Annotated in this window: 39 protein-coding genes and 1 tRNA gene; 12 read left to right on the forward strand and 28 right to left on the reverse strand. The window is 62.5% G+C overall.

Going from position 1 to position 21,630, the window contains the following annotated elements:
- The 22 genes from JL101_RS35275 to JL101_RS35380 all read right to left on the reverse strand — a co-directional run bounded on the left by JL101_RS35275 (position 1) and on the right by JL101_RS35380 (position 10,497).
- Positions 1-927, reverse strand: a complete 927-nt coding sequence (locus JL101_RS35275) for a hypothetical protein (protein ID WP_203101507.1) — start codon at positions 925-927, stop codon at positions 1-3.
- Positions 928-1,001: 74 nt separating this feature from the next.
- Positions 1,002-1,187 carry a hypothetical protein gene (locus JL101_RS35280; RefSeq protein ID WP_203101509.1) on the reverse strand — a complete coding sequence of 62 codons (186 nt, stop codon included), beginning with the start codon at positions 1,185-1,187 and terminating at the stop codon, positions 1,002-1,004.
- A 36-nt stretch (positions 1,188-1,223) separates the two neighbouring features.
- The gene (locus tag JL101_RS35285) at positions 1,224-1,466 is read right to left on the reverse strand and encodes a hypothetical protein (protein ID WP_203101511.1); all 243 of its coding nucleotides are present in this window, start codon (positions 1,464-1,466) and stop codon (positions 1,224-1,226) included.
- A 139-nt stretch (positions 1,467-1,605) separates the two neighbouring features.
- Positions 1,606-1,830 carry a hypothetical protein gene (locus JL101_RS35290; RefSeq protein ID WP_203101513.1) on the reverse strand — a complete coding sequence of 75 codons (225 nt, stop codon included), beginning with the start codon at positions 1,828-1,830 and terminating at the stop codon, positions 1,606-1,608.
- Between the two features lie 25 nt (positions 1,831-1,855).
- The gene (locus tag JL101_RS35295) at positions 1,856-2,113 is read right to left on the reverse strand and encodes a hypothetical protein (RefSeq protein WP_203101515.1); all 258 of its coding nucleotides are present in this window, start codon (positions 2,111-2,113) and stop codon (positions 1,856-1,858) included.
- Positions 2,110-2,520 (reverse strand): hypothetical protein, encoded by a 411-nt coding sequence (locus JL101_RS35300; protein WP_203101517.1) that lies wholly within the window; start codon positions 2,518-2,520, stop codon positions 2,110-2,112. Before JL101_RS35300 ends, JL101_RS35295 begins: the two co-directional genes overlap by 4 nt.
- A 19-nt stretch (positions 2,521-2,539) precedes the next feature.
- Positions 2,540-3,418, reverse strand: a complete 879-nt coding sequence (locus JL101_RS35305) for a YdaU family protein (RefSeq protein WP_203101519.1) — start codon at positions 3,416-3,418, stop codon at positions 2,540-2,542.
- Positions 3,415-3,939, reverse strand: a complete 525-nt coding sequence (locus tag JL101_RS35310; protein ID WP_203101521.1) for a DUF1376 domain-containing protein — start codon at positions 3,937-3,939, stop codon at positions 3,415-3,417. Before JL101_RS35310 ends, JL101_RS35305 begins: the two co-directional genes overlap by 4 nt.
- Before the next feature lie 2 nt (positions 3,940-3,941).
- Complete coding sequence (locus JL101_RS35315; RefSeq protein WP_203101522.1) at positions 3,942-4,991, reverse strand: hypothetical protein; 1,050 nt, start codon at positions 4,989-4,991, stop codon at positions 3,942-3,944.
- 174 nt (positions 4,992-5,165) lie between these two features.
- On the reverse strand, positions 5,166-5,390 hold the full coding sequence (locus tag JL101_RS35320; protein WP_203101524.1) for a hypothetical protein: 225 nt from the start codon (positions 5,388-5,390) through the stop codon (positions 5,166-5,168).
- 26 nt (positions 5,391-5,416) lie between these two features.
- Positions 5,417-5,683, reverse strand: coding sequence for a DUF2312 domain-containing protein (locus JL101_RS35325; RefSeq protein ID WP_203101526.1), 267 nt, complete (start codon positions 5,681-5,683; stop codon positions 5,417-5,419).
- A 175-nt stretch (positions 5,684-5,858) separates the two neighbouring features.
- Positions 5,859-6,074, reverse strand: a complete 216-nt coding sequence (locus JL101_RS35330; RefSeq protein WP_203101528.1) for a DUF1064 domain-containing protein — start codon at positions 6,072-6,074, stop codon at positions 5,859-5,861.
- Entirely contained in the window at positions 6,071-6,547 is a 477-nt protein-coding gene (locus JL101_RS35335) for a recombination protein NinB (RefSeq protein WP_228435687.1), read from the reverse strand. Before JL101_RS35335 ends, JL101_RS35330 begins: the two co-directional genes overlap by 4 nt.
- Before the next feature lie 48 nt (positions 6,548-6,595).
- Positions 6,596-7,150, reverse strand: coding sequence for a single-stranded DNA-binding protein (gene ssb, locus JL101_RS35340; protein WP_203101538.1), 555 nt, complete (start codon positions 7,148-7,150; stop codon positions 6,596-6,598).
- Positions 7,151-7,173: 23 nt separating this feature from the next.
- Positions 7,174-7,668 (reverse strand): siphovirus Gp157 family protein, encoded by a 495-nt coding sequence (locus tag JL101_RS35345; protein ID WP_203101539.1) that lies wholly within the window; start codon positions 7,666-7,668, stop codon positions 7,174-7,176.
- On the reverse strand, positions 7,665-8,453 hold the full coding sequence (locus tag JL101_RS35350; RefSeq protein ID WP_203101540.1) for a hypothetical protein: 789 nt from the start codon (positions 8,451-8,453) through the stop codon (positions 7,665-7,667). The genes JL101_RS35345 and JL101_RS35350 overlap by 4 nt, the downstream gene beginning before the upstream one ends.
- On the reverse strand, positions 8,450-8,695 hold the full coding sequence (locus JL101_RS35355) for a hypothetical protein (protein WP_203101541.1): 246 nt from the start codon (positions 8,693-8,695) through the stop codon (positions 8,450-8,452). Before JL101_RS35355 ends, JL101_RS35350 begins: the two co-directional genes overlap by 4 nt.
- 397 nt (positions 8,696-9,092) lie before the next feature.
- Positions 9,093-9,497 carry an SANT/Myb-like DNA-binding domain-containing protein gene (locus JL101_RS35360; protein WP_203101542.1) on the reverse strand — a complete coding sequence of 135 codons (405 nt, stop codon included), beginning with the start codon at positions 9,495-9,497 and terminating at the stop codon, positions 9,093-9,095.
- The gene (locus tag JL101_RS35365; protein ID WP_203101543.1) at positions 9,494-9,835 is read right to left on the reverse strand and encodes a hypothetical protein; all 342 of its coding nucleotides are present in this window, start codon (positions 9,833-9,835) and stop codon (positions 9,494-9,496) included. The genes JL101_RS35360 and JL101_RS35365 overlap by 4 nt, the downstream gene beginning before the upstream one ends.
- Positions 9,832-10,062, reverse strand: coding sequence for a hypothetical protein (locus JL101_RS35370; protein WP_203101544.1), 231 nt, complete (start codon positions 10,060-10,062; stop codon positions 9,832-9,834). The genes JL101_RS35365 and JL101_RS35370 overlap by 4 nt, the downstream gene beginning before the upstream one ends.
- Positions 10,059-10,196 (reverse strand): hypothetical protein, encoded by a 138-nt coding sequence (locus JL101_RS35375; protein ID WP_203101545.1) that lies wholly within the window; start codon positions 10,194-10,196, stop codon positions 10,059-10,061. The genes JL101_RS35370 and JL101_RS35375 overlap by 4 nt, the downstream gene beginning before the upstream one ends.
- Before the next feature lie 130 nt (positions 10,197-10,326).
- Positions 10,327-10,497 carry a hypothetical protein gene (locus tag JL101_RS35380; RefSeq protein WP_203101547.1) on the reverse strand — a complete coding sequence of 57 codons (171 nt, stop codon included), beginning with the start codon at positions 10,495-10,497 and terminating at the stop codon, positions 10,327-10,329.
- A 345-nt stretch (positions 10,498-10,842) separates the two neighbouring features.
- Between JL101_RS35380 and JL101_RS35385 the strand changes: the two genes are divergently transcribed.
- The 10 genes from JL101_RS35385 (at position 10,843) to JL101_RS35430 (ending at position 16,055) form a co-directional block, all read left to right on the forward strand.
- Complete coding sequence (locus JL101_RS35385; RefSeq protein ID WP_228435688.1) at positions 10,843-11,994, forward strand: transposase; 1,152 nt, start codon at positions 10,843-10,845, stop codon at positions 11,992-11,994.
- 85 nt (positions 11,995-12,079) lie between these two features.
- Positions 12,080-12,271, forward strand: coding sequence for a hypothetical protein (locus JL101_RS35390; protein WP_203101551.1), 192 nt, complete (start codon positions 12,080-12,082; stop codon positions 12,269-12,271).
- 91 nt (positions 12,272-12,362) lie between these two features.
- Positions 12,363-12,563, forward strand: coding sequence for a hypothetical protein (locus tag JL101_RS35395; protein ID WP_203101553.1), 201 nt, complete (start codon positions 12,363-12,365; stop codon positions 12,561-12,563).
- 34 nt (positions 12,564-12,597) lie between these two features.
- On the forward strand, positions 12,598-12,972 hold the full coding sequence (locus JL101_RS35400) for a hypothetical protein (protein ID WP_203101555.1): 375 nt from the start codon (positions 12,598-12,600) through the stop codon (positions 12,970-12,972).
- Positions 12,969-13,118, forward strand: a complete 150-nt coding sequence (locus JL101_RS35405; protein WP_228435689.1) for a hypothetical protein — start codon at positions 12,969-12,971, stop codon at positions 13,116-13,118. The genes JL101_RS35400 and JL101_RS35405 overlap by 4 nt, the downstream gene beginning before the upstream one ends.
- Positions 13,111-13,377, forward strand: coding sequence for a hypothetical protein (locus tag JL101_RS35410; protein WP_203101560.1), 267 nt, complete (start codon positions 13,111-13,113; stop codon positions 13,375-13,377). The genes JL101_RS35405 and JL101_RS35410 overlap by 8 nt, the downstream gene beginning before the upstream one ends.
- Before the next feature lie 372 nt (positions 13,378-13,749).
- A complete protein-coding gene (locus tag JL101_RS35415; RefSeq protein ID WP_203101562.1) occupies positions 13,750-14,745 on the forward strand; it encodes a hypothetical protein in 996 nt (331 codons plus the stop codon).
- A 131-nt stretch (positions 14,746-14,876) separates the two neighbouring features.
- Positions 14,877-15,521 carry an AAA family ATPase gene (locus JL101_RS35420; protein WP_203101564.1) on the forward strand — a complete coding sequence of 215 codons (645 nt, stop codon included), beginning with the start codon at positions 14,877-14,879 and terminating at the stop codon, positions 15,519-15,521.
- Entirely contained in the window at positions 15,518-15,805 is a 288-nt protein-coding gene (locus JL101_RS35425) for a ribbon-helix-helix domain-containing protein (protein WP_203101566.1), read from the forward strand. The genes JL101_RS35420 and JL101_RS35425 overlap by 4 nt, the downstream gene beginning before the upstream one ends.
- Before the next feature lie 37 nt (positions 15,806-15,842).
- Positions 15,843-16,055 carry a hypothetical protein gene (locus JL101_RS35430; protein WP_203101567.1) on the forward strand — a complete coding sequence of 71 codons (213 nt, stop codon included), beginning with the start codon at positions 15,843-15,845 and terminating at the stop codon, positions 16,053-16,055.
- 16 nt (positions 16,056-16,071) lie between these two features.
- Here the strand turns inward: JL101_RS35430 and JL101_RS35435 are convergent, their stop codons facing one another.
- Genes JL101_RS35435 through JL101_RS35450 form a run of 4 tightly spaced genes read right to left on the reverse strand, consistent with a single transcriptional unit; the run spans position 16,072 to position 18,747 of the window.
- Positions 16,072-16,953 (reverse strand): hypothetical protein, encoded by an 882-nt coding sequence (locus JL101_RS35435; RefSeq protein ID WP_203101568.1) that lies wholly within the window; start codon positions 16,951-16,953, stop codon positions 16,072-16,074.
- Between the two features lie 4 nt (positions 16,954-16,957).
- Positions 16,958-17,146 (reverse strand): hypothetical protein, encoded by a 189-nt coding sequence (locus tag JL101_RS35440; protein ID WP_203101569.1) that lies wholly within the window; start codon positions 17,144-17,146, stop codon positions 16,958-16,960.
- Positions 17,139-18,329, reverse strand: coding sequence for an SPFH domain-containing protein (locus JL101_RS35445; RefSeq protein WP_203101570.1), 1,191 nt, complete (start codon positions 18,327-18,329; stop codon positions 17,139-17,141). Before JL101_RS35445 ends, JL101_RS35440 begins: the two co-directional genes overlap by 8 nt.
- Before the next feature lie 46 nt (positions 18,330-18,375).
- Positions 18,376-18,747 carry a helix-turn-helix domain-containing protein gene (locus JL101_RS35450; RefSeq protein ID WP_203101571.1) on the reverse strand — a complete coding sequence of 124 codons (372 nt, stop codon included), beginning with the start codon at positions 18,745-18,747 and terminating at the stop codon, positions 18,376-18,378.
- Positions 18,748-18,844: 97 nt separating this feature from the next.
- Between JL101_RS35450 and JL101_RS35455 the strand changes: the two genes are divergently transcribed.
- Positions 18,845-18,917, forward strand: a tRNA-Trp gene (locus tag JL101_RS35455).
- Between the two features lie 18 nt (positions 18,918-18,935).
- A complete protein-coding gene (locus tag JL101_RS35460; RefSeq protein ID WP_203101572.1) occupies positions 18,936-19,250 on the forward strand; it encodes a hypothetical protein in 315 nt (104 codons plus the stop codon).
- A gap of 35 nt (positions 19,251-19,285) precedes the next feature.
- Here the strand turns inward: JL101_RS35460 and JL101_RS35465 are convergent, their stop codons facing one another.
- Both JL101_RS35465 and JL101_RS35470 read right to left on the reverse strand, forming a co-directional pair.
- Complete coding sequence (locus tag JL101_RS35465) at positions 19,286-20,239, reverse strand: BsuBI/PstI family type II restriction endonuclease (protein ID WP_203101573.1); 954 nt, start codon at positions 20,237-20,239, stop codon at positions 19,286-19,288.
- A complete protein-coding gene (locus JL101_RS35470; protein WP_203101582.1) occupies positions 20,236-21,588 on the reverse strand; it encodes an Eco57I restriction-modification methylase domain-containing protein in 1,353 nt (450 codons plus the stop codon). The genes JL101_RS35465 and JL101_RS35470 overlap by 4 nt, the downstream gene beginning before the upstream one ends.
- Positions 21,589-21,630: the final 42 nt, after the last annotated feature.

The raw sequence follows: 21,630 nt of genomic DNA on the forward strand, positions 1-21,630 counted from the left end.
TTAGCCGCCGCCGGCTCGGACCGGAACGAACTCATACTCGCCGCCGCCGAGATCATGCGGGACGTACTCACGGGCTGCGCCGAGGACGCCGACCGGCAGCGCCGCGCGGGCCAGCGGGTTGTGCACCACGACGATGTCGAGCCCGCCGTTGAATTCATCGCTCCTCACCGATCCCATGACCGCGCTCACCCCCGCGTAGGACGGGTCGAGGAAGCTGTCGGTCGGCACCGGGCTGCCGTTGCGGCTCGGGACACTGGCGCGGTACGAGTGCCGGGCTTCCTCGGTGACGATGCGGTCGCCGCGGACCGGCACCTGGATCGGCCCGATCGGCAGCACCGCCTGCAGGATGATCGGAAGCGTGCTCGCCGCCTCCCACATGCCAAAGGCCGACAAGCGGCTTCCGTTCACGGCGATCACGTAGCATTCGTCGTCGGCCACGATGCCCTGCTGCCGGTAGCCGGGGACGAGCTCCGCCACCCCGGTTCTGCGGTTGCGCCCGTTGCGCCCCTCGAGCTTCTCCCGCTTCTCCTTGATGGCGGCGGTCCAGCGCAGGAGCATGGCCTCGGCCGGAACAGTGACAACCCTGAACTCGCCAGCGGACGGGACCCGCAGGCACTCGGCAGGGATTCCGACGGGCTCGGGGCAGATCGCCTCGCACCACACCACTTTGCCGCCCGCCTCGAAGCGGAAATCTGGGCCGTGGTCAGCCGAAGTCAGGCGGCGGCCCTGGGCGCACAGGTGCCGCGCCAGCAGCATCTCCCAGACGCGCTGCCAGAACCTGCCGTCGTCGCCACTGGCGATCGCATCGACGAAGGTCGTGTCGGCCAAACCGGCCGCGTCGTACTCCCGCCACAGTGTCCCATAGTATTCCTGCGCGACCGTGTTGCCCGGGAACCGGCCGCAGATGTGCGCTGAGACCCTGTCCATTTATCAACCCCGACACGAAGTTCATGCCCAATATAGACTATGGGCAGATCGTTGATGAACGGTGTCCTGATCGGCTAGCCCACTGCCTCGCGGCATGGTTTTTCCGGCTGCAGGTCGGCCGACGGCGACCAGCCGTGCGGGAACAGCGCCGCGAGGTCGGGGCGGAATTCACGGGCGCGCTGCTCGCCGTGCATCAGCTTCAGCAGCCACCAGTCATGCTCGTGATGCGGCCCCGGTGCCTGGTCGGGTGTTCTGGTCATGGTTCTTACTTTCCTCTCTTAGCGATAGCATCTGTCTCACACGTCCTTCCGGTCGATGATCCGGACGCGCACCGTCAGGGGCCAGGCGACCAGCACGGAAAGCACGAGGTCGAACCACTGCGGGAGCCATGCGGGACGGAATATCTCGTCCTCGGGCTTGGCCGGGCGCACGATTTCCCGGATACGCCGGGATGGCATCATCGCCAGCAGGATCAGGAACGAGAAGCCGGTGGCAAAGTACAGCCACACCAGCGCGCCGATCACATCGAAAGTCGTCATATTGTTCCTCCCGCACCGATCTTGTTTCCTGATGCGTCGTACTGAACGATGTGCATCAAGAGGTGCCTGATGCGCTCCTCGGCCTCGGCGACCGTGCCGTCCTCCGCCGGGATGACGTCGAACCTTCGGGCCACCGGATTCATACGGCAGCCTGCCCCAGCGCTGAGGCCGCGACACGGCGCACCCGCTCGTCTTCGTGCTTCATGAGCTCGGCGGCGATCGCCGCGATTTCCGGGCTGGTTTCCCGCCCAAGCCGGGCCTGCTCCACCATCTCGATGATGCGCTCCGCCTTACGCATCCCGTTGCCGTAGCTGTACTCGATCAGGTCAGCGATCTCGGTCGTCAGTTTGGTTCTCGCATCCATAAATCCTCTCTGGTTGGTAGGTTTGTCATTCAGGCAGCGGCACGCGCCTGCCGATTTCCCATGCCCGGACGGCGGCGAGCGCCCCCGAATGGATCAGTTCGTCGAGCAGGTCCTTCTCCGCGAAGCTGGCGACCTCGGCGTTGGTAACCGGCACCAGCACCCATTCCAGCCGGTCGGGGTCCGCAGTGACGTAAAGCCCGTCTGCGCACATCTCGGCATCACAGAAGCCCTGCACGGCGAGAAGCTGGGAAACCCGGAAGCGGAAGTCGTCGAGCACGGTCACGCCTCGCCCCCGGTGCTGTAGGTCAGCATCTTCCACTGCTCGACCTGCTTCTGGGCTTCGCGTAGCGCTTCGGAACCGCCGCGCACCTTGGCCAGCTCGCGGCGCTCGAACTCGCGGACATACTCCACCTCCCATGGCGGCACGAAGACGCGGCCTTCGACCATCTTCTTGCGGATGCTGACGTACATCGCCGCCGAGAGCGGCGGCTCGGGAGGATCAATGATGGCGATGATGTCGGAAGGCGCCGGGATATCGCTGTTGCCCGGCACGGCAACGTACTGGCGGAGCGCATCGAGGATGACATCCATCGCATAGCCCTGCAGCACCCAGCAGAAGCCCTCGACCAGAACCTCCAGCTCGGCGCCGGTCTTGCCGTACTGCTTCTGGAGCGCACAGACGTGCCCCATCGCTATCGCCAGCCGGGCCTTATCCTCCGGGCTGAATCCCTTCCTCTGCGCGGTATTTTGCGGCGAGACGCTCGGCCTCGGTGAGCCATTTGGACTTTCCGGGCGGAGCGTGACCAGCGCCTGATCGGCTGGCTTCGCCATTTCCACGATCCCGTGAACGGTACTCTTGAGCTGGGTTTCCATGGGCTTCCTCCTGTCGTAGGGGTTTGGTGCGTTTGCTGATGCTGGCGGTGATGTCCTGGTCGAACATCGAAAGCGATCGCCGCGGCGGGTCGCGGCCGTCGGCGATGTGGCGCTTGATCACCGGCACGATGTCGGCCTCGAAGTCGGCGCCCGCATTGAGCCAGGCGATGACCGGGGCGGAGATGTAGAGGTAGCGGTTGCCGAACTGGTCGCTGATCCAGTCCACAATCCGGGTGGCTCTTGCGATGCGCTCTTCGGGTGTTTCGGCCTCAGGCTCACCCGCACGCGTTTCGGCGGCGGCCATATACGAAGAAGATTTATCTTCTGAGGAGAGATTGTGGTTGTGGTTGTGGTTAGTAGAGCCCGGCTTAGGCTTTGCTTTAGCATTGCTAGCCTTTCGCTTGCCGCCCTTTTTTCCAGCTTTTACACGGGCTTCGTGCTTTTGCTCCGCTTCCGTGATGATCTCTTCGGCCTTCTGATTACGCCAAACACCGTCAATCAGGGTGAAGAAGGAAGTGAGCACAAAGTCCACATCGCTACGTTCTTGCTCTAGCGATGCCCTAGCAATGCTAAAGCGGTGTTCATCAGGGATTGGCTTGCCGGTTGTATAGATATACCGGAGCAGCAGAATGAAAGCTCCATGCTGCGCCTGGGTGAGGTGCAGCGTCTTGGCGCTGTAGTCGCCCCAGTAGAAAGGATACCAAGGCTGGGTCATTTCGCCGCCCTCCATTCTTCGGGCGTACGAGCCCCCTTGCTAGTGTTGCAGGGGCGGCAGGATGTCGTGAGGTTCGACAGGTCATTCGTACCCCCTCTGGTGAGCGGGACGATGTGATCGCAGTGCAGAGGAAGCTCCTCGCTGCTGCAGTATGTGCAGGCGTAGTCATCGCGCTCAAAGACGATCTCGCGTAGTGCCCGCCAGTCAGTCGGATACAGCGAGACTTTCGCCGGTGGTCGCCGCAGTCGGTTGCGTTCGTCCAGCAGCCGACCTTGCACCCATTTTTGCTCGTCATTGAGCCGCCAGAAGGCAAGCAAGGTTTCCTTGTTGGCGTTCCACGTGCGCTTATCCAGCCCAGTAATCCGGGCCAGAAACGCGTCGTTATCAGGCAGCGCACAATCGGGCGACCGCCATGCTGTCATGATCATGAGCAGATAGGCCCCGTGCTGGAGCGTGGTCAGGTGCCTGGTGTCGGCCAGATAAGCGTCGGTGAACAGCGGGAGTGCTGAAAACTCGGCCATGGTCAGCCCCGGACCAGTCCGGCCGCTTCGATGATGCGGGTCACCGGCACGATCTTCTCGTCAAGCCAGTAGACCGGCTCTCCCTTGACATGTGAGATCATGGCGCGTGTTCCGAGCTTCTCAATCGCCTTGTCAATGCCGGGATTCCCGCTTCCCGATGTTGAACGTGATGCCTTGACCGGCTCCCCCGCTTTGCCGATCAGCTCACCGCCGCGCCTTTCCGCCTTGGGCTCCGAGACGGTGATGGCTTTGCCGATCAACTCTTCGCTGCCGGCGGAGCCGGAGTCGATGGCCTGCCCGATCAGCTCGTCGTCAGGAATGGGCTCGGGAACCGCCTCTTTCTGCTGCGGCGGGAGTTGCGCCGGTACTTCGGCGGGCGGCACGCGGCCTTCCTTTCGCAGCACCGAAAGGTAGGTGTAGACGCTGTTCTTAGGAACGCTGCTGTGGTCGTGGATCTCCTTCGCCGTGCGGCATCCCGCCTCCCAGGCGAGGAACACACGTTCCTTGCTGCTCGGCTCCGGAGCGTCCTCGATTACCGGCTGCACATCCGCCTGCATCTCGGGCTGCTCTACAAATGCCAAATCCGATGCATTTTGCGGGCTGGAAGGCTCGTCGTCCTGGCCGTCGATCTCGTCCCGAGGCTGCGGCTCACTGGCCTCCTCGCTGTTGGCTGCACTGATCCAGCCGCTGTCGTGGATCGCTTCCGTGGCCTGCGCATCGCTGAACAGCCGAACGCGCACGTCGGGGAGCGTCTGGCCGTCGCCTTCGGTCAGCAAGACGGGGACGGCGACATAATCCTGCCCGGTAGGGCTATCGGTCATGAATTCTTCGAAGAGCTGTCTAGGAGCTGCCGCGGCTTCGCAGGTCCGCTTCAGGGCGTCGGCCTCGATCAGGGCAAGCGCATATCCCATACCGGCGATCTCGCCATTGATGGTATGGATGCATTCCAGCTCGTGATGGGCGAAAGTAGTCCTATCTGACTTGATGAGGCCGAGGCAGTGCTCGAAGGCCTCGATACGAGTTCTTAGGGAAGTGGAAACATGATCATGCATAAAGCCCCGCTGTCAGGTCGCTGAAAATTAGTGACGGCAGAAAGCTCAGCGTTGCCTTCTTTTCCCTCGCCGCGCGCTCTGGCCAGAACACGGGTCCGGTAGCCGCCACTCTATTTACACAATACTTACGCAATTTCATTGAGCAAGCATTCTCTGCTTATGGGCAAACGGCCACTATTCCTGCAATGCCAGAACTTCGGGTGCAGGCACCGGAATGGTGGGCCGCGCATCCTTCAGCCACGCCAGCGCCGCGTCGAACGGATCCGGCACGGCCTGGCTGGGGAAGACCGGGTTAAAGGCGTAGCCCTTCGGCGTGGCCTTGCCGTAGGTCACGCGCTTTCCCTGAACCTTGGCCGCGCGCAGGCTCGGGTTATGGATGATGGTGAAATCGTCTTGCATGGCGTTCTCTCCCTGATCGTGAGCCGTTACGCGGCTTCTTCTTCCGCCGGGATCATCCCCAGCGCGGCCAGGTACAGATCGAGCATGTGCTCGCGCTCATCGCGCTCCGCCGCCTCCAGCTTGCGCAGCTTCAGCACCTCTCGCATCGCCTTGTTGTCGAAACCGTTGCCCTTGGCCTCGGCGAACACGTCACGGATATCCGCGCCGAGACCGGCCTTCTCTTCCTCGAGGCGCTCGATGCGCTCGATGTAGCTGCGAAGCTGATCCGCTGCAATATTCCCGACTTGTACCATAATACTCTCCTTGAAAATGTGGAGGCCGAAGCCCCCGGTTGAAAATTCAGACGATCTCGACCTTAATTCCATGTTGTGCCTCCACGAGACGCCGCTTGAGGTTCGACATGTGATCGTTCTTGCGCATGTACTCACTCTTGGAATCCTCGACGACCTGACAGCCCCGCACGTTGCTCTAGTACCGGAAATCGAGCTTCACGTTACAGATCCAGCGGCCGTTAATCTCGATGCGGTAGGTCGGCTGAAGCTCGAGGTCGCTGATCTCGCCAAGGCGCAACAGCACACTCAGCTCCCGATACCGGACGCCCTCGCGGGCGCTGTGGAAGGTGTGGCCATCAATGACGATCGCCTTGTTCCCGAACTTCGGCCTGCCCCTGACGCCGAACTTCACAAGGACCGTGGCCTGTTGGAACGGTTTGCCGTGCGCTCCCGGGCGAGCCGCTCCTGGTGACTGCCTTCGATGACCGGCGGCCCTGCCCTGTCGCCCGCCTGATAGACCTCGTTCGGGTCCGGCACATAGTAGCCGAACTCCGAGGCCCACTGCTGGATCTGCGCCATCTTGTCGGAGAACTCCGACTTGCTGAGGCTGGTCGTGCTGCCGCCGATCACCGAGGGCGTGCCGTCGGGGCTCAGCACGACCTTGTGCAGCTTCATGACGTGCATCTTGAGGAATTCATGCACCTGGTCATGGCTCAGCGTCGTCCCGGCGTCCTCGAACATCCGCTGGATGTGCGGCACCACGACGCCGTGGTAGTAGGCGTTCTGCGACAGGCTGCGGGCGTGCTTCACGACATCGACCGTGACGCGGACCTTCTCGCCCTCGTGGCTTCGGATGAAATCCTGGACGGCCGGGCTTCCGGCCATCGCGCCGTTCTTCACCAGACCGCTGACTGTGAGGGATTTCGACATGGCCTAGAACAGCGCCACGTTTCGCCCGAACCGCGCGCCGATGTAGCGCTCGTCCGCCGCCGCGAACGGAATCTCGTCGTCGAGCTCCGGCACCGGGCTGCTGTGGCGCTGGGTGGGCCGCGAGCCGGAGCCGCCCCCTGCCCCGCCCCGCCGGGACTGCTGGTAGCCATCGTCCTCGTCGCGGTCGCGGCCGCCGTCACCGTCGCGCTTGCCGTCGAGCAGGATCAGCTTGGCGTCGAATCCCTGAAGGACGATCTCGGTGGAATACTTTTCGTTTCCATCCTTGTCGGTCCATTTGCGCGTTTGCATCGCACCCGCGATATAAACCTTGCTGCCCTTATGCAGGTAATTGCGTGCGACTTTGACCAAGCCCTCGCTGAAGATCACCACGCGCACCCACTCGGTGCGTTCGCGCTTGTCGCCGGATTGCTTGTCGCGCCACGTCTCGGTGACGCCGAGACTGAGATTGGCGATTTCGCGCCCGTCCTGCGTTGACCTGATTTCCGGATCGCGCCCGAGGTTTCCAATGAACTGACAATGATTCAAACTTCCCGCCATATAAATCCTTCTGCTATTTGCGGTTAATTCCTGCGTATCGTGAGCGTCTGCCCGCCGTTGCTGAGCGTGGCGCCGGGCACCGCCTGCCCCGCGTCCAGCTTCGCCTTGATGGTCGTGTGGTCGGGCTTGCGCTCGATCTTCACGCAATCGTCGGGCAGCGCCGCCTCGTCGGTGATGACGACCGACTGCCGCGCCGCGGTCAGCGCGCAGGTGGCCTCCGGCAGCTCGACCTTGCGCTCGTCCGCCAGCACCAGGCCCTCAAAGATGATGTTGCGGATCGCCTCGATGCGGCCCTCGTAGCGCTTCTTGCGGGCCTGAATCGCCTTGCTGCGCTCGGCGAGCGCCGCCGTCATGTCCTCCGCCTCGGCAAGGCGGTCGAACAGCGTGCCGATGATTTCCCGGAACTCTGTGCTGCCCTCGATCATCCCGGCGATCAGCTCGGGATCGTCGTGGCCGGCCTCGGTGATGACCTGCTTCAGCTTGGCAACGGCGATGGCTTCTTTCTGCAGGTAGCTCATGCGACGCCTCCCATGCCGGAGACGGCTTCCTTGTCGGCGGCAAGGATGCGCCTCATGGCCTCCGGATCGGGTTTGAACTCCTCCGGCGTCAACTCCATCATGGAGGCGCTGCGCATCTGCTCGCGGACCACCGCGTCGTACAGGTCGAGGTGCGCCGCCTTCAGCTTGGCCAGCCCTTCCCTCTTGCTCGCGTCGTTCAGCAACGCCATCAGGTCGCCACGCAGCATGCACTCCGCGAGCCCGTCGGTGTATTTCTTGACCCAGCCCTCCCACTGCGCGCGGGTGAAGCCGGTCGACTTCGTCGCGGCCTCCTTAGCGGCCGCCTTCGGTTTCTGTCCCGCCTCGGCGAATTCGCGCTTCAGTCCGGCGACGTACTTGTTGTCGTCGTAGAGCCCCATGAACACGTCGGCGCTGAAGCCCAGATAGGACAGCGCCTTGGTGATGGCGTCGGTCAGCGCCTTCTTCGCCGCATCGTCGTCCAAGCGCACCTTGCCGCTCTTGTCGAGTTCCCGCCACGGGTTCATCGCGGTGACCGGGAAGGCCTCGGAGCGCTTGCCTTCGAGCACGTACCAGAGCCGCAGCGTGCAGGCGATCAAGTCTTCGTGGAAGACGTAGTCGGCATCGTAGCCCCAGCCGAGACCAAGGGGACCGAACTGCTCCGTCGCGCGCTGGATCTGGTAGTAGCTGTCGATGGACGTGAAGCCGCCGCGCTGGTTGACGTATTTCGTGTGCGCCGGATCGGTCTTCGCGACGGAGTTCCAGAGATCGAGGTTGTTCGCGCTCATGCCAGCACCTCCGCCGGAAGCTCCGACCGGCTGGCGATCATGTTCTGGATGGCGCTGTCACGGACGGCGCACTCGTGGCGACGCACCTCGCAGTCCTTGCGGACATCGTCGAAGGCCTTCTCCAGCCCGCCAACGACCTCATCGAACGTCGCGGCGTCGATTTTCTCGCCGTGGGACTTCACGTGCTGCCTGATCTGGCCGATCACGTTGAACGCGATGCCCTCCAGAACCTTCAATGTCATGAAAGCGTGATGGGCCTCGGCGGCGTCGCGGGCTTCGTTTGAACAGGCAAAAGAACTTGGAGTAAATGACATAACTACTAACCAATGAAAGAAGCTTTACAAGTAATAATCTTTAGTTTAGGAAACATAAACTATATAACAATTTCGTCAAGTAAAATGTTTTTATGAAACATAAAATAAATAGTTCTACTGCAACACTGGAGCAGAGGCGTGCCATTGTAGCCGTTATGGGTTTTACGAAGGCAGGATTTGCGAGGATTGTGGGTGTCTCACAGCCGCCGATTTTCGACTGGGTTCAAGGCCGCGAAGTCAGTGAGGAGACGCTTGGCAAGATCGACGAAGCCATGCGCCGGGAGGGCTGGCGGTTCGAGCGCGGTGGCGTCCGCAGCCTCGGCGCCTAGCGCGGCCTGACGGCCCCGGCCAGCTCGAACAGTTCCGGCACCCCTGCCCTCTTGCCGTCAATCTCGTACCGGCGCTGACCGTTGTGATCGATGATCCGCACGGCGTGGCCCATCTCCTTCAGCTTGTCGATCACATCCTTGAACGTCACCGGCTCGACGGGCGTCCTCTCGATGACCGGCACCTTGCCGTCCAGACGGTCAGGGCGCGGCGGCGGGGGCAGCGTGGGATCGACCTGGGACAGGATACAGTATCGCGCCTCCAGCGCATTCGCCGAACGGCCGGGCAGGCGCTCGGTGATGGCCATGAACGTCAGCCTCTCCCGCACCCCCTTCGTCAGGGCGGCATCTTCCGCCGCCGTCCAGCGGGGCGCAGGCCGGCGCGCGGCTCTCCTAAGCTTCACGGTCGCCTTCCCTGCCCGACAGCATCCAGATGGCCCTGCTCGACGATGCGCCGCACGTATGCGGGCTCGACGCCCGCCAGCCAGCAGGCACGGCGGAAGTTGGCGCCGAAGCCGAGCAGCCAGTCACGGGCCGTCGCCTGCATCGCGTGCTTGCTGTCGTCTACCTCCGCGTAGTCGTGCCGCGGGATGTCGCCCCGCGCATCGGACACGGCGCACATCAGCACCGAAAGCCACAGGGCCGCCCGGCGGGCATGCTCCTGCGGATCGAGATCGCGCACCGGCCGGTAGATGCCGGCGGCATCGCCGGGATCCTCATCGTGGGCGGCATAGTCGATCACCCCACCCTCCTCCGCAAATCGGCGACATCCCGCTTCAGCATTTCAAGCGCCTCCCGGAGCATGGCGTTCTCCTGCTCGAGCTTGCCGATGTGGTGCAGGCAGAACTGGTCGACGACGCGGGGCGAGAGGTGTGCGCTGTTGACGGAGGGGCGGTTCGGATCGTCATGAAACGTCTTCAGCCGCTGGTAAATGGGCGTGTCGCTGAACTTCGGTCGCTCGGGGATCATACGCCTGCCGCGGCGAGGTCGCTGCCGCCCGTCTCGCAGGCCATCTCGATGCGGCGTGGAGCAGGTTTGCGGCCGTGCTCCAGCTGCTCGATGCGCTTCCTCAGCTCCTTGTTCTCGGCACGCAGATCATCCACGGCAATGGCGAGAGGAGCGATGAGGCACCCATTAATGCAAGCTGGGTCAGCATCGCCCGGTAAAGTGAGAGACTTTCAGGTAGGGCATCGGCGATACTCATCTTATGTTTTCCTTCGGGTTGTGTGTTTTTCAAACGCGCCAGTCGAACGCGAGCCAGTGCTCCTGACTGCGATCGGGAGCGGCTTCGTAGGTGTACCAGGTCGGCAGTTTCGGCCTCAGCGCGTCGGTCACGACCAGCATCAGCGTGAGCACCGTGACGATGACGAACACCCAGCCGTGCGCCCTGAGAAAGCCCAGCACCTTCTCCCGGGACGTCACTGCGTCCCCCCGGGAAGGCCGGAAGTGGCGATGCTCCAGACGACCCACGCGACAAAAATGATGCTAAAGGCGAACTCCGTCAGTTCCGGCAAGACCTGACGCCAGCCGAATGAATCCTGGTCTAAGTTATCCGTCATGCAAAACTCCTTTTCGAATAAAATCTGTTGACGTTTTGTGTTTGTGGTTTTAGAAATACGCAAATATTAGATCAAATCAACAAAAATCTACTTACCGTTTCTTTATCCACATCGCCGTAAAACCTCTTCCTTGAGGGAGAGGATATAAGGCGCTTGCAGACTTAGGTAAACAATCCTATAATCTAACTCTATGCTTTCAGCCATCAGGATTCGCTTGTACCCCACCGGCGCTCAAGCCGCAAAGCTGGCCGTTCAGTTCGGCTGCGCACGCTTTGTCTGGAACCACGGGCTTGAGGCCAGCCAGACCGCCTACCGCGAGACGGGGAAAGGGCTGGGTTATCACGCGCTCTCCACAGCACTGCCCAAACTGAAGCAGGAGATGGAATGGCTGAAGGATGCCGACGCGCAGGTGCTTCAGCAATCGCTTCAGAACCTCGCTGCCGCCTACGAAGGGTTCTTCGCCAAACGCGCCCGCTACCCGCGCTTCAAGTCCAAGCGCGGACGTCAGTCGATCCGCTATCCTCAGCGCGTGAAACTGGATGGCAACCGTATCTATCTGCCGAAAGTCGGCTGGGTGCGCTGCGTCGTCCACCGCGAGATTGTCGGGCGCATCAAGAGCGTGACCGTCAGCCGCAACCCATCGGGCCGCTTCCATGCCAGCATCCTGACTGAGGATGACCGGCCCATGTCCGCCGTGTCCACGGACGGCAAGGCCATCGGCATCGACCTCGGACTGACCGATTTCGCCGTCACCAGCGACGGCTCCAAGTTCTCGAACCCCCGTCACCTCGCGCGGGCGGAGAAGAACCTGAAGCGGAAGCAGCGCAAGCTTTCCCGCAAGGTGAAAGGCAGCAGGGGACGGGCCAAGGCCTGCCGTCTGCTTGCCCGAGCGCATGAGCGAGTAGCTGATGCGCGCAAAGACTACCTGCACAAGCTGTCCCGACGAATCGTGAACGAGAACCAAGTGATCGTCGTCGAATCCCTGAACGTGCAGGGCATGGCGAGGAACCGCAGCCTCGCCAAGGCCATCTCGGATGTCGGCTGGGGGGAATTTACCCGTCAGCTTGCCTACAAGGCCGAACGTGAGGGCAAGGCGTTCGTCAGGGTGGATCGCTGGTATCCGTCGAGCAAAGCCTGCTCGGAGTGTGGGGCAATTCGCGACAGCCTGCCGCTCGGCGTGCGGCGGTGGGAATGCTCCTGCGGCGCGGTTCATGACCGCGACATCAATGCCGCCCGGAACATCCGGGCAGAAGGTCTCAGACTGCTGGCGGGTGGGATGCCCGCTTCTGCCGGTGGAGGCACAGTAAGACGGCGCACGCGGGAGACCGCCTGTGCCGCATGAGCCTGTGAAGCCGGAAGCCGCTTCCTTCAGGGAGAGGTCATTCACATATGTGTTGTCTCCGCGGCTCGCTCGGGCCGCGCTTGGCATGATCAACCGGGACAACGATTGGCTGGCCCGTCAATGCGGGCGTCACCGCTCGACGGTCTGGCGCTTCTTGAACGAAAAGGGTGGCCACTACGCCGTGGCGGAGCGGATCACCGGCGTGTTGCTGGGCGCCGGGGTGCGCCTGACCGAGGACGGCCAGAGCGTGACGCTGTCCGAGGCGGGCCCGGCATGATGCGGATCCTCTCGACGCGCCGCTTCATCCTGCTGGCCTGGGCGGCGATCTGGCTCTGCGCGGGCTATGCGGGGCTGCTGAAGGGCCCGTGGTGAAGAAGGACGACCTCCATGTCGGCTCCGCCTTGCCGGGCATGTCGAAGGCTACGGTGGCGATGATCGCGGGCGTGGCCGGGGTGCTCGCCTCGAAGGTGGTGTGGGAGCTGCTGTGGCACGGCCCGCAGGAGAAGCAGCGGAAGAAATGGCAGGAGCGCGAGCGGGATCGTCCCGGCCCGCTTGGGCCGATCTTGTGAACCGAAGTTAATTTGTAACCGCAGAAGGACGTATATGCATGATCTTGAATGGACGAATGACATTACCCGCCAGTTCGTAAACATGATCCGCAACGGCAACGAGGCCGGAATCCGGGAACGCTTCGCGCAGATCCAGGGCATGGCCCGCGAAGGGAACCGCCAGGGCATCGTCGAGGCCTTGAAGGACGAGCAGGCCGCCCTTGCGGAGAACGTGAGGATCGGCGGCGACCATGGCGATCTTCTGGCCGGCCTCGTCTACAGCATCGACATCGAGCAAGCGGCGAACGACCTTGGCCGCGGGACGTTCGTGTCCCATGCGATCGACACCGGCGAGCGCAGGAAAGCCGGCTGGGCCGACAAGATGAAGCCCTGGATGGAGCGCGACAAGACCAACGGCAGGGGGCGATGATGGCGGCCATGGACCTTCTCGGCGCTCCGGCCGAGATGCACACAAACAACGAGCCTTGCCCGCAGCACGAGCCCTATGATGGCCCTATCGTGGTCGACCTGGCCGTTCTTGATGTCCTGTTCGGGGAAGACGTGGGCGATGGCTGAAGACCCTGAGCACGAGGCGTGGCGCACGCGGTTTCTCAGCGCTGAGAAGGAGGTGGCCGATCTCTGGTCGGTCGTGCTGTCATGCCGCCTGCGCGGCTATGGCAAGTCCGAGCTGCTGGCGCTGCGGTCCTTCGAGAAGGCTGCCGAGGAACTGCGCGCCGCGGTGCGCGACGGTGGCGGCAGCTCCGAAATGGAATCCTTCCACGTCCACCAGTGCCAGATCGCGGGCACCGAGCAGCTTCTGGCCCAACGCGCTTAGCTCCTGCCAAGCTTTTTATGGCATAGACGCCAGCCCTCGTTTATCCACAGAGCCGCCTCTTTGAATGTCTATAGACTGTCTATTCAGAGAGTCTTTGTGGAATTCACCTTTTTTGATCAATAGGTTGCTGGGGGAAAGTGACCCGTCGATTCCCAACGATGTCCCGTTGATTCCGAATCCTGACCCGTCTGTTCCCGTTTCTGACCCGTCGATTCCCGCGTGCTCTGCGGTTTTCCACAGACGCGCAGCGGCCTGACGGCAAATGACCCTTCATTTCCCGCTTTTACCCCGCCGATTCCCACGTTAGTCTCGGTGCCGCCGGTCGGCTCACCGCTGGAACTGGAATGGACGGGTCACTTTTCGGGGAACGGGATGCCCAGCGACAATCTGACCGATCGGGAACGCAAGCGCCTCGACCGCTTCGAGAGAATGCAGCAGAACCGCCGCGGCCGCACTTCCCCGGCCGTGATGCCGTCCAAGCTGGCCCGCACGGCGGCATTTGCCCCGAGAAAGAAGAACCTCGTCACCGACAGCAACTTCAAGCGCGTCTACGAGTTCCGGCCCCACACCGTGGTGGAGGTCAGCGGCCGGGAGCTGGGCACCCAGCACCGCGACGCGCTCTATGCGCTGTTCAAGCTGCGTGCCAAGCGAACCGAGGAGCCGAATCCCCTCTACAACCCCAACATCAGCGCGGTCGGCCTCAAGGCGCCGAAGCCGACGCTGATCTACTATCACACGCTGACGACGTGGCGGGAAATCCTGAAGGCCACCGGCCGCACGGCGCACGTCAACAACCTCGGCACGGTGCTGCGGACCTTCGAGGAGATGCGCAAGGTCAATTTCCGGGTCTATACCGGCACCTTCGACCAGTACCAGGCGGCCTCCAAACGCGGGCGGCTGGCCGGGCCGGGCTTCAGCGACAACCTGCTGAACGAGATCGAATGGAGCGGCATCGAGCTGGACTCTCCCGTGCGTGTGCGCTACGGCGCCTGGGTCAAGGAGATGTTCGAGACCAAGACCCTCGTCTCGGTTGATTCGGAGGTCTACTTCAAGCTCAAGTCCGATTACGCCAAGAGCCTGTGGCCGGCGATCGACTCCCAGAACAGCTACTCCTGGATCGACGTCGAGGCGGTCGCCGAGCTCTCCGGCCTTGAGTACGCCTCCCTGACCACCCGGCAGAAGGTCAAGCTGCGCGAGGAAACCCGGCAGGCGTTCGACGATATGGTCGCGGCGGGCGGCCTCGCCGAGTGGCGCTGCGAACAGACCGGCAGCGGGCGCATCAAGGGCTACCGCTACCACTACGTCCACGCCGCCCCTCGGCAGGGCGTGCTGGACCTCCTGATCTCCGAGGACGATCTCTCCTACTGACCGCACGGGAATCAACGGGTCACTTTGACGGGATGGCCCACCCTACGAAGGATGATCCGACCGCAATCCGTTGAATGATAGAAAGAAAGCTGGCAAGCTTGCTTGAAAGAAAGATAGCTAAGGAGGTCGGGGTGATCGTGATCGTTGGCGGCGAGAAGGGTGGGGTGGGTAAAACCACGATCGCCACCCACCTGGCCGTGGCCAGAAAGACCGCCGGGCGGTCCGTGCTGCTGGTCGATGCCGACCCGCAGGGCACGGCGACGACCTGGATGGACATGCGCAAGGACAAGCCGGTGCCGCAGGTGCCCATTATCTCGCTGCGCGGGCCCAAGGTCCACACCGACCTGCGCGAGCAGGCCAAGCATTACGAGGACATCGTCGTCGACGCCGGCGGCGCCGACAGCCACGAGTTCCGCTCCGCCCTGCTGGCGGCCGACATCGTGCTGCTGCCGCTGCGTCCCGGCAGCTTCGACTTCTGGACGCTCCAGAAGATGGCCGACGTGATCGGCATGGCCGACACCTACAACGAAAACCTGAAGGCGATGATCGTGCTGAGCCAGGTGCCGCCGACCGCGAAGGACCGGGCCAAGAAGGAGGCCGCCGCCGTGCTGGCCGACATGCCGCGCTTCACGCTGATGAACGCCATGACGGTTTTCCGGGCCGCCTTCAACAACTGCAGCGGCGAGGGGCTGGCCGTATCCGAGATGTCGAGCCGCGACCCCAAGGCCTGCACCGAGATCTCGTTCGTTCACCAGGAACTGTTCGGAGGGCGATGATGGCGATCAAGATGCCCGGCAAGAAGCAGTCGCCGGAGGAGTTCATTTCAGGTGCCACCGCCGCGGCGCCCTCCCCTGCCCCGCGCGAGGAATATCCGTGGCACCAGCCGATGGTGCGAGACGACCTGCGCGTCCAGCTCAACGCCAAGCTGCCCGAGCGGCTGATGGTCAAGGTGGACTGGCTCGCCCGGCGGCTGGGCGTGAAGAAACAGGACATGATCGAGACGGCGCTTCAGGAATGGGCGCAGGCGCGTCTGCGCGAGATGGGGATCGAGGACGAGTGAGGTAGGAAGCTACCTTTCTTTCAAGCCGGAGGCGACGATGATCGACACCGTGGAGACGCTGATCCAGTCGGCGCAGGCCGACGATCCGGAGTTCCGGGAACTGGCGCGGCGGCTCGGCCAACCCGAGCGGCTGGTGCATCTGCTGTTCGACGAGGGTGTCCGGGTACAGGCGACGAACCCCGGGCGGGCGATGCTCTGCGCGGCCGTGATCGACCGGCTGCAGGGGCTATTGCAGAGCCAACCTATCTAGAAAGAAAGCCAGCTTTCTACTGCCCTGGCAACGTAGCCGGCTCTCTCGCGATGGCGGGCAGCGGGTTGTCCGCCCGCTCAAGGGTCCGCCTGATCTCGTGGAAGCACGCCTGCAGGCGCTCGACCTCGCAGTCGCCCGCCAACCGCCGAGCCGCCTCCCGGCAGGCGTTGGAGATCGCCCAGGCCGCTGCGTCCGGCGCAAGGCCAAGTGCTCTTGCCAACTCCGCGCGCGACTCATCCAGCAAGCGAGCATCGCGCTCCGCACCTTCCCTCGCCTCCTTGAGGAGCCTCTCGCGGGCACGGACGGCCTCGGTAGCCGCTTGCTCCAGCTTGTTGGTGGCTTCCTTGAACCTGACCCGTGCACGGAACCTGTCGGCGACCAAGGCCGCAACGTCCTCGCCGACGGCTTTGCGCAGGCGCTGGTGGATACTCCAAGCGTCGGAGGGGCGCTCCGCCACGGGCGCGGTCCTCTGGCGCTGGATGCCGTCGATCAGCAGCTTGATCCAGGCGTCCATCGGGAGGTTCTCGACGGAGCGAAGGGTAGGGGCCTTCACGGTGGCCCAGCCCTCCTCGCCACGCACGATGAGGCCGCAGCCGGGAGGCAGGTCCGCCTTACCGATAAGTCCCTTCGGCACGGCGAAGATCACGCCGGAGGCGTAGCGCAGATAGCTTTGCCACTTGCCCGCCGTGACGTCGCGGCGGTAATCCGCGACCGAGATCTTCACCTCGTAGGCCAGCGGATGGAAGTTCCGAAAGGAGGGCGGCACCGTGTAGACGTCTGGACGGGGCGATCCGGCCGGGCCGAGCTGCATGTCCGTCCAGACCAGCCGCGTTCCGCCGACCAGGAGATGCGCCTCAAGATCCTTCAGCAGCGTGTCATGCTTCCAGCCATGTTGCATAAAGCTAGCTATCTTTCTTACTAGCTTCTTCCATGGAACGCAGCTCCGCCTCATAACGCTCTCCGGTCCTGCGGATGTCGACGGCGTTCCTGACGCCGCGCGGCATGACCAGGTAGAAGAAGGCCTTGAACAGCAGCCACAGCAGCACGAGGCCGATTGAGAACTCCACCAGGTAGACGACCAGCTTACTCATTGGCGGCCCCCTTGCTCAGGCCCTTGCTGATCCGGATGAATGATTCCAAGCCGACCGCGTCGAATGGATTTACCTGCCCGGACTGGCCTTGCCCGCCGATCACCATGAGGCCCGGCAGCTTGACCTTGGCCAGCTCGGCGGCGACACCGATCGCGGTCTCCTTCGCGAATTGGGCCTTCTCCTGCGGGGTGAGGCCCGCGCTGACCTTCAGCGCGTTGGCACGCGCCTCGGCCTCGCCGCGCGCGATGATGGCCTTCTTCTCCTCCTCCGCCTTGAGCGCCTGCTCCTCGGCGACCTCGCGTTCCTTCTCAGCCGCGATGACGGCACGCTTCTTCTCCACGAGGGATTCCGCCTCGGCCTGTGCCACGTTGGCCTTGCCGCGCTCCTGGGCGGTGATGGCGTCCTGCTTGGCACGCTCGGCGTTCGCCTTGGCGACCACCTGCTCCTGCTCGGCCTCCTTGCGCTTGGCGATCAGCTCGTCGGTTTTCTCGTCGAAGTCGATGTCGTTGATCACCAGCTGGACGAGTTCGACGTTGTAGCGATCAAAGGTGCTCGGCTCGGCGATGAAGGGCTTCCCGTCCTCGCGCAGCCGCACTTTCACTAGGCGCTCGATGAAGCTGTTGCCGTCCTCGTCCTTGCGCCAGCGCTCCTCGTACTCGGTGGCGTAAATGCCGTTCTTGATCTGCTCGTTCACGAGGTTGATGAAGTCCGAGCGGCGGGTGGAGTAGACTTCCTCGGCCCCGAAGTGGGTGGCCGACTGCTTGAGGCTGGCGGCGACGACCTGGCGCACCAGGTCGCTCTGCACCGCTTCGAATGAGCGGAAATCCTGGTGGATGTTCAGGATGTCCTGCTCGGTCATGGGCAAGCGGAACTTGATCTGGCCCGAAACGAAGGCGGTCGAGGCGTCATTGAAGCGCACGGGGATGCGCTCGTCCTCGGCGTTGAAGTCGTAGACGTCGGAGATCCGGTACTCGTGGATGTCGGCGAACATCTTCAGGTAGACGCCCGGCTGCGTGCGTACAGACATCTGGCCGCTGCCCGCCGCCTGCTTGACCTGGACATAGCCCGCGTTGTTGGTTTGGAACAGCTGGGAGGCCAGGAGGCCGACGACCAGCGTCAGGAAGACGCCGACCGCGATGGATACTTTGCGAACTAAATTCTTGCCTTGTGAAATCGTTGTCATGTGAACCTCTATGGAATGAATGTTTTCTTTATAGAAAGCTTTCTTGCTAACTTTCTTTCTGTGCTGCGACGATGCTCTGCATCAGCTTGCGCAGGGAGAGCCGGACCTGATCGTCCCGGATCGAGCCGTAGAGCTGCATCGCGACCAACGCCTCGCGGGGCGCGCCGGGAGCGTCGGTCGCCTCGTCCAGTCCATCGAAGAACCAGCCGATCTGCACGCCCATGACCAGCGCGAACCGGTGCAACCGCGAGGCACTTATCCGGTTCTTGCCGCTTTCGTATTTCTGCACTTGTTGAAAAGTAATATCTACCTCACTGGCAAGCTTCTGCTGGCTTATCCCAAGCGCGATGCGGCGTAATTTAAGCCTATTTCCAACATATACATCAACAAGATCAGCACTTCCTTTTTTATTTGTCATATATCATCAATTATTTATTTGCCATAGTTGATTGTTTATTACTTGTTTATATCGGGAAGTGCAACTATAAAATGATTAACTTAAATAACTTCATTGTACCGCTGAGCCCGTGGGGGCGGCCCGGTCTCCAAAACCGGCGCCTGCGAATTCGACTTTCGCCAGCGGTGCCAAGACACGGGGCCGGACGGGTGACTGAAGATGACGACATCGACCTGACGTTCGCCATGCACCTGCACGGGTGCGGCTACCTGGATGCTCGCCCGATCGGGAACGGCACCTATGCCTGCATCTATCCGCTGCTCTTTACTCACGCGATCATCGTGGGTCAGATCGGTGACTACTACGGCTTTGAAGATCGCTGGTGCTATCACGGCTACGATGCCGCAAAGGCCGCGCTCGATTCCTGGAACGGGGTAGGGGAGCCGCAGGGGTGGCACCGCCACCCCCGTACTGGCCGCCGACGTCCACAAGGAGATGCGGCGCTAGAGCATGTCAACCGATGACGCGTCCCAGGAAAGGGACCATCGGCGCGGCGGGCTTAACGATGGACGTCCGCGTACGGCCCTAAAAACCGGATACCGTTGAAGTGAATGAGGTGGGTCGGCGCGTCGGCCACCCAAACCTCGGTCTCCCAGGCGATCTCGGCGAGATACCGCGCCATGGTGGCCCGGGTCGGGAACGCCGTCACATAGACGAGGCCAGCGGAAGATCCCGAGAAGAGCCGGACAAGCTCTTCATGCCGCTTCGCGTCGACCGGCCCGTGGCTGGTGACAGACTCGACAAGGAGGAGCCAGTTGCGCTCGGTATAGTGAATGACCACGTCCGGCATCTTGCCGTGGTTATCGACGGTCACGCCCAGCATCGCGAGGCCGTCGCGATCGAAATAGCCCATCTTGTCGCCGGTATCGCCGGCATAGATCAGGACGCCGTCCGGAGCGAAGCGGGGTGCGAACTCCTCGATGATGGCGCGGATCAGCTCGCTGTGTTCGCCGGGGCTAAGCTGGATCGTTTGGTTGGTCGCGACACGCACGGGAACCCTCTGCATATCGCGCTCGCGCGCGTAGCGGTCCGCAAGGGTTTCCCAAAGCCCGAGGTACTTTGCAAGCTCGGTATCCCATTCCGGAGTGCCGTAGGTGCGCAGGAGGGCCAGCGCCTCGGGTGAAACCTGATAGACGGCGTAGGGGCTGTTCACCGCCCGATTAGGATCGTCGGGATTGTAGAGGGCAATGCCGGCCTGCACGAACTGATGCATGGTCCGGCGCCGGAACGTCTCACGAGTGTTTGGCGCATATGCCTTGCCATAGTGCTCCTTGGTCCAGTCCATGATGGGCGTGATACCCATCAAGGGCGCCCGTGCGTCGCTCCAAGGGCGATCCGGGACCAGATCCAGCAGTGCCAAAAGGGTGTAGGCTGAACGATCGTTGCGCTGCGCACGCGGCAGACCGAGATCCGCCAGGATCTGGCGGGCCGTCTCAACATGGGTGGTGGTCACGCGAACTCACTTACTTTCAGGTCGATGTTCGTCTGGGTGAGGTTGTCGGTCGAGCGTGCCCATACCCCGAGAGCAACCAGGATCTCCCGGCTGGGATAGGGCAGCGAGCGCAGATCCGTAGCGTTGACCTGGGTGTGGCCATTGAAGCGCCGGAAATACTGATCGACCATGGTGGTGTTGAGGTAGACGGCAAGCCCGCGCGCGATGTCCTCGCCAAGCGGCTTCTTGCCTTCATGGAAGACGTTGAGGTGGTTCTCGAAGCCGATCGCAGTGGTATTGAAGGCGGCCGGGTCGATGACATAGGCGACGAGGCGACGGCGTTCCTCCTTCGACGTGAAACGGCGCACGATGGCATAGAAACCGCTCGGGAAGAGCCATTTCTTGGTGGAGGGGGTGTTGCGGATAGCGTTGGGCTTCTTGAACCCGGGCTTCGGCCATTCAAGGGAGTGACCGGCAAAATGGCCTGGGTAGAGGAGTGGCACCGTGCCAGGCTCGGGATCGGCGCGGAGGTCGTCTTTCATGCGGAAGTCAACGACCGGTCCTGTCGAGACCGCAAGTCCGAGGGCGCTCAGTTGGTGAGTGAAGGCGGTCGTCTGAAGGAGGTCACCCTCCTCACCGGTAGGGATATGAATGAACTGGTCGGCATCGTCGGGGAAGACGATCTCGGCGAACGGCAGGCTCTTCTCGTGGTAATCGGTGAAGCTGTCGTCCTCGGACGTCGAGATGGTTACCGGCCCCTGAGATGCTCCGCGCTCAAGGCGGATAATGACATTTTCCTGTAGGACGCCGTCGTCCTTGAATGCTTTGTTCCGCGCCTCGAACAGGTGGATGTGGCGAATGGCGGCGCGGGACATGATGAAGCGACGGAAAGGCTGGTAGTAAGGCCCATTGCAGAAGCTGCGCGGGATGATTGCGACGATCTCGCCGCCGGGTTCGAGCAACTCGAGGGCGAGGCCGACGAAACCTGAATAAAGGTTCACGGTCTCAAGCCCGGCGGTGCGCAGGAACTGACGATGGGCCGAAGCCGTATTGATCTTCTTGTACGGGGGATTCAGGATGGCATGCGTATACCGGGGGCCTTTGTCGAGGCTGATCATCGAGGCAGCCTGCTCGATGAAGTCACCTGGAAAGATCGTGACCTCGACATCCGGACCAACAGCGGCCGGACCGAGATTGGCCCGGAGTTCTTTCAAGATGGCTGCATCCACCTCGTAGGCGTGGACCGACAGCGTTCCCCTTTCCTCTTGCTCGCGCCAGCGTTTCACGAAAGCCGCGGTGAGGGCGCCGAGACCGGCCCCAGCGTCAAGTAGCCGGACGGCCTGAGATGGACGCGTAAAGAGCCCGGCCATGAACTTGGCAACCGGCTTTGGGGTCATAAACTGCCCAAGGTG

Origin of the sequence: Skermanella rosea, from assembly GCF_016806835.2 — a bacterium.
Taxonomy (GTDB): Bacteria; Pseudomonadota; Alphaproteobacteria; order Azospirillales; family Azospirillaceae; genus Skermanella; species Skermanella rosea.

Excerpts from the sequence above, each read along its gene's own strand:
- ssb (WP_203101538.1), bottom strand. The coding sequence starts at position 7,150 with ATGGCGGGAAGTTTGAATCATTGTCAGTTCATTGGAAACCTCGGGCGC.
- JL101_RS35400 (WP_203101555.1), top strand. The coding sequence starts at position 12,598 with ATGCATGATCTTGAATGGACGAATGACATTACCCGCCAGTTCGTAAAC.
- JL101_RS35310 (WP_203101521.1), bottom strand. The coding sequence starts at position 3,939 with ATGGCCGAGTTTTCAGCACTCCCGCTGTTCACCGACGCTTATCTGGCC.
- JL101_RS35350 (WP_203101540.1), bottom strand. The coding sequence starts at position 8,453 with ATGAGCGCGAACAACCTCGATCTCTGGAACTCCGTCGCGAAGACCGAT.
- JL101_RS35390 (WP_203101551.1), top strand. The coding sequence starts at position 12,080 with ATGATCAACCGGGACAACGATTGGCTGGCCCGTCAATGCGGGCGTCAC.
- JL101_RS35280 (WP_203101509.1), bottom strand. The coding sequence starts at position 1,187 with ATGACCAGAACACCCGACCAGGCACCGGGGCCGCATCACGAGCATGAC.
- JL101_RS35405 (WP_228435689.1), top strand. The coding sequence starts at position 12,969 with ATGATGGCGGCCATGGACCTTCTCGGCGCTCCGGCCGAGATGCACACA.
- JL101_RS35430 (WP_203101567.1), top strand. The coding sequence starts at position 15,843 with ATGATCGACACCGTGGAGACGCTGATCCAGTCGGCGCAGGCCGACGAT.
- JL101_RS35275 (WP_203101507.1), bottom strand. The coding sequence starts at position 927 with ATGGACAGGGTCTCAGCGCACATCTGCGGCCGGTTCCCGGGCAACACG.
- JL101_RS35370 (WP_203101544.1), bottom strand. The coding sequence starts at position 10,062 with ATGATCCCCGAGCGACCGAAGTTCAGCGACACGCCCATTTACCAGCGG.
- JL101_RS35320 (WP_203101524.1), bottom strand. The coding sequence starts at position 5,390 with ATGCAAGACGATTTCACCATCATCCATAACCCGAGCCTGCGCGCGGCC.
- JL101_RS35335 (WP_228435687.1), bottom strand. The coding sequence starts at position 6,547 with ATGGCCGGAAGCCCGGCCGTCCAGGATTTCATCCGAAGCCACGAGGGC.
- JL101_RS35415 (WP_203101562.1), top strand. The coding sequence starts at position 13,750 with ATGCCCAGCGACAATCTGACCGATCGGGAACGCAAGCGCCTCGACCGC.
- JL101_RS35470 (WP_203101582.1), bottom strand. The coding sequence starts at position 21,588 with ATGGCCGGGCTCTTTACGCGTCCATCTCAGGCCGTCCGGCTACTTGAC.
- JL101_RS35285 (WP_203101511.1), bottom strand. The coding sequence starts at position 1,466 with ATGACGACTTTCGATGTGATCGGCGCGCTGGTGTGGCTGTACTTTGCC.
- JL101_RS35385 (WP_228435688.1), top strand. The coding sequence starts at position 10,843 with ATGCTTTCAGCCATCAGGATTCGCTTGTACCCCACCGGCGCTCAAGCC.
- JL101_RS35290 (WP_203101513.1), bottom strand. The coding sequence starts at position 1,830 with ATGGATGCGAGAACCAAACTGACGACCGAGATCGCTGACCTGATCGAG.
- JL101_RS35305 (WP_203101519.1), bottom strand. The coding sequence starts at position 3,418 with ATGACCCAGCCTTGGTATCCTTTCTACTGGGGCGACTACAGCGCCAAG.
- JL101_RS35440 (WP_203101569.1), bottom strand. The coding sequence starts at position 17,146 with ATGAGTAAGCTGGTCGTCTACCTGGTGGAGTTCTCAATCGGCCTCGTG.
- JL101_RS35425 (WP_203101566.1), top strand. The coding sequence starts at position 15,518 with ATGATGGCGATCAAGATGCCCGGCAAGAAGCAGTCGCCGGAGGAGTTC.
- JL101_RS35315 (WP_203101522.1), bottom strand. The coding sequence starts at position 4,991 with ATGCATGATCATGTTTCCACTTCCCTAAGAACTCGTATCGAGGCCTTC.
- JL101_RS35345 (WP_203101539.1), bottom strand. The coding sequence starts at position 7,668 with ATGAGCTACCTGCAGAAAGAAGCCATCGCCGTTGCCAAGCTGAAGCAG.
- JL101_RS35445 (WP_203101570.1), bottom strand. The coding sequence starts at position 18,329 with ATGACAACGATTTCACAAGGCAAGAATTTAGTTCGCAAAGTATCCATC.
- JL101_RS35355 (WP_203101541.1), bottom strand. The coding sequence starts at position 8,695 with ATGACATTGAAGGTTCTGGAGGGCATCGCGTTCAACGTGATCGGCCAG.
- JL101_RS35450 (WP_203101571.1), bottom strand. The coding sequence starts at position 18,747 with ATGACAAATAAAAAAGGAAGTGCTGATCTTGTTGATGTATATGTTGGA.
- JL101_RS35300 (WP_203101517.1), bottom strand. The coding sequence starts at position 2,520 with ATGGGGCACGTCTGTGCGCTCCAGAAGCAGTACGGCAAGACCGGCGCC.
- JL101_RS35435 (WP_203101568.1), bottom strand. The coding sequence starts at position 16,953 with ATGCAACATGGCTGGAAGCATGACACGCTGCTGAAGGATCTTGAGGCG.
- JL101_RS35325 (WP_203101526.1), bottom strand. The coding sequence starts at position 5,683 with ATGGTACAAGTCGGGAATATTGCAGCGGATCAGCTTCGCAGCTACATC.
- JL101_RS35410 (WP_203101560.1), top strand. The coding sequence starts at position 13,111 with ATGGCTGAAGACCCTGAGCACGAGGCGTGGCGCACGCGGTTTCTCAGC.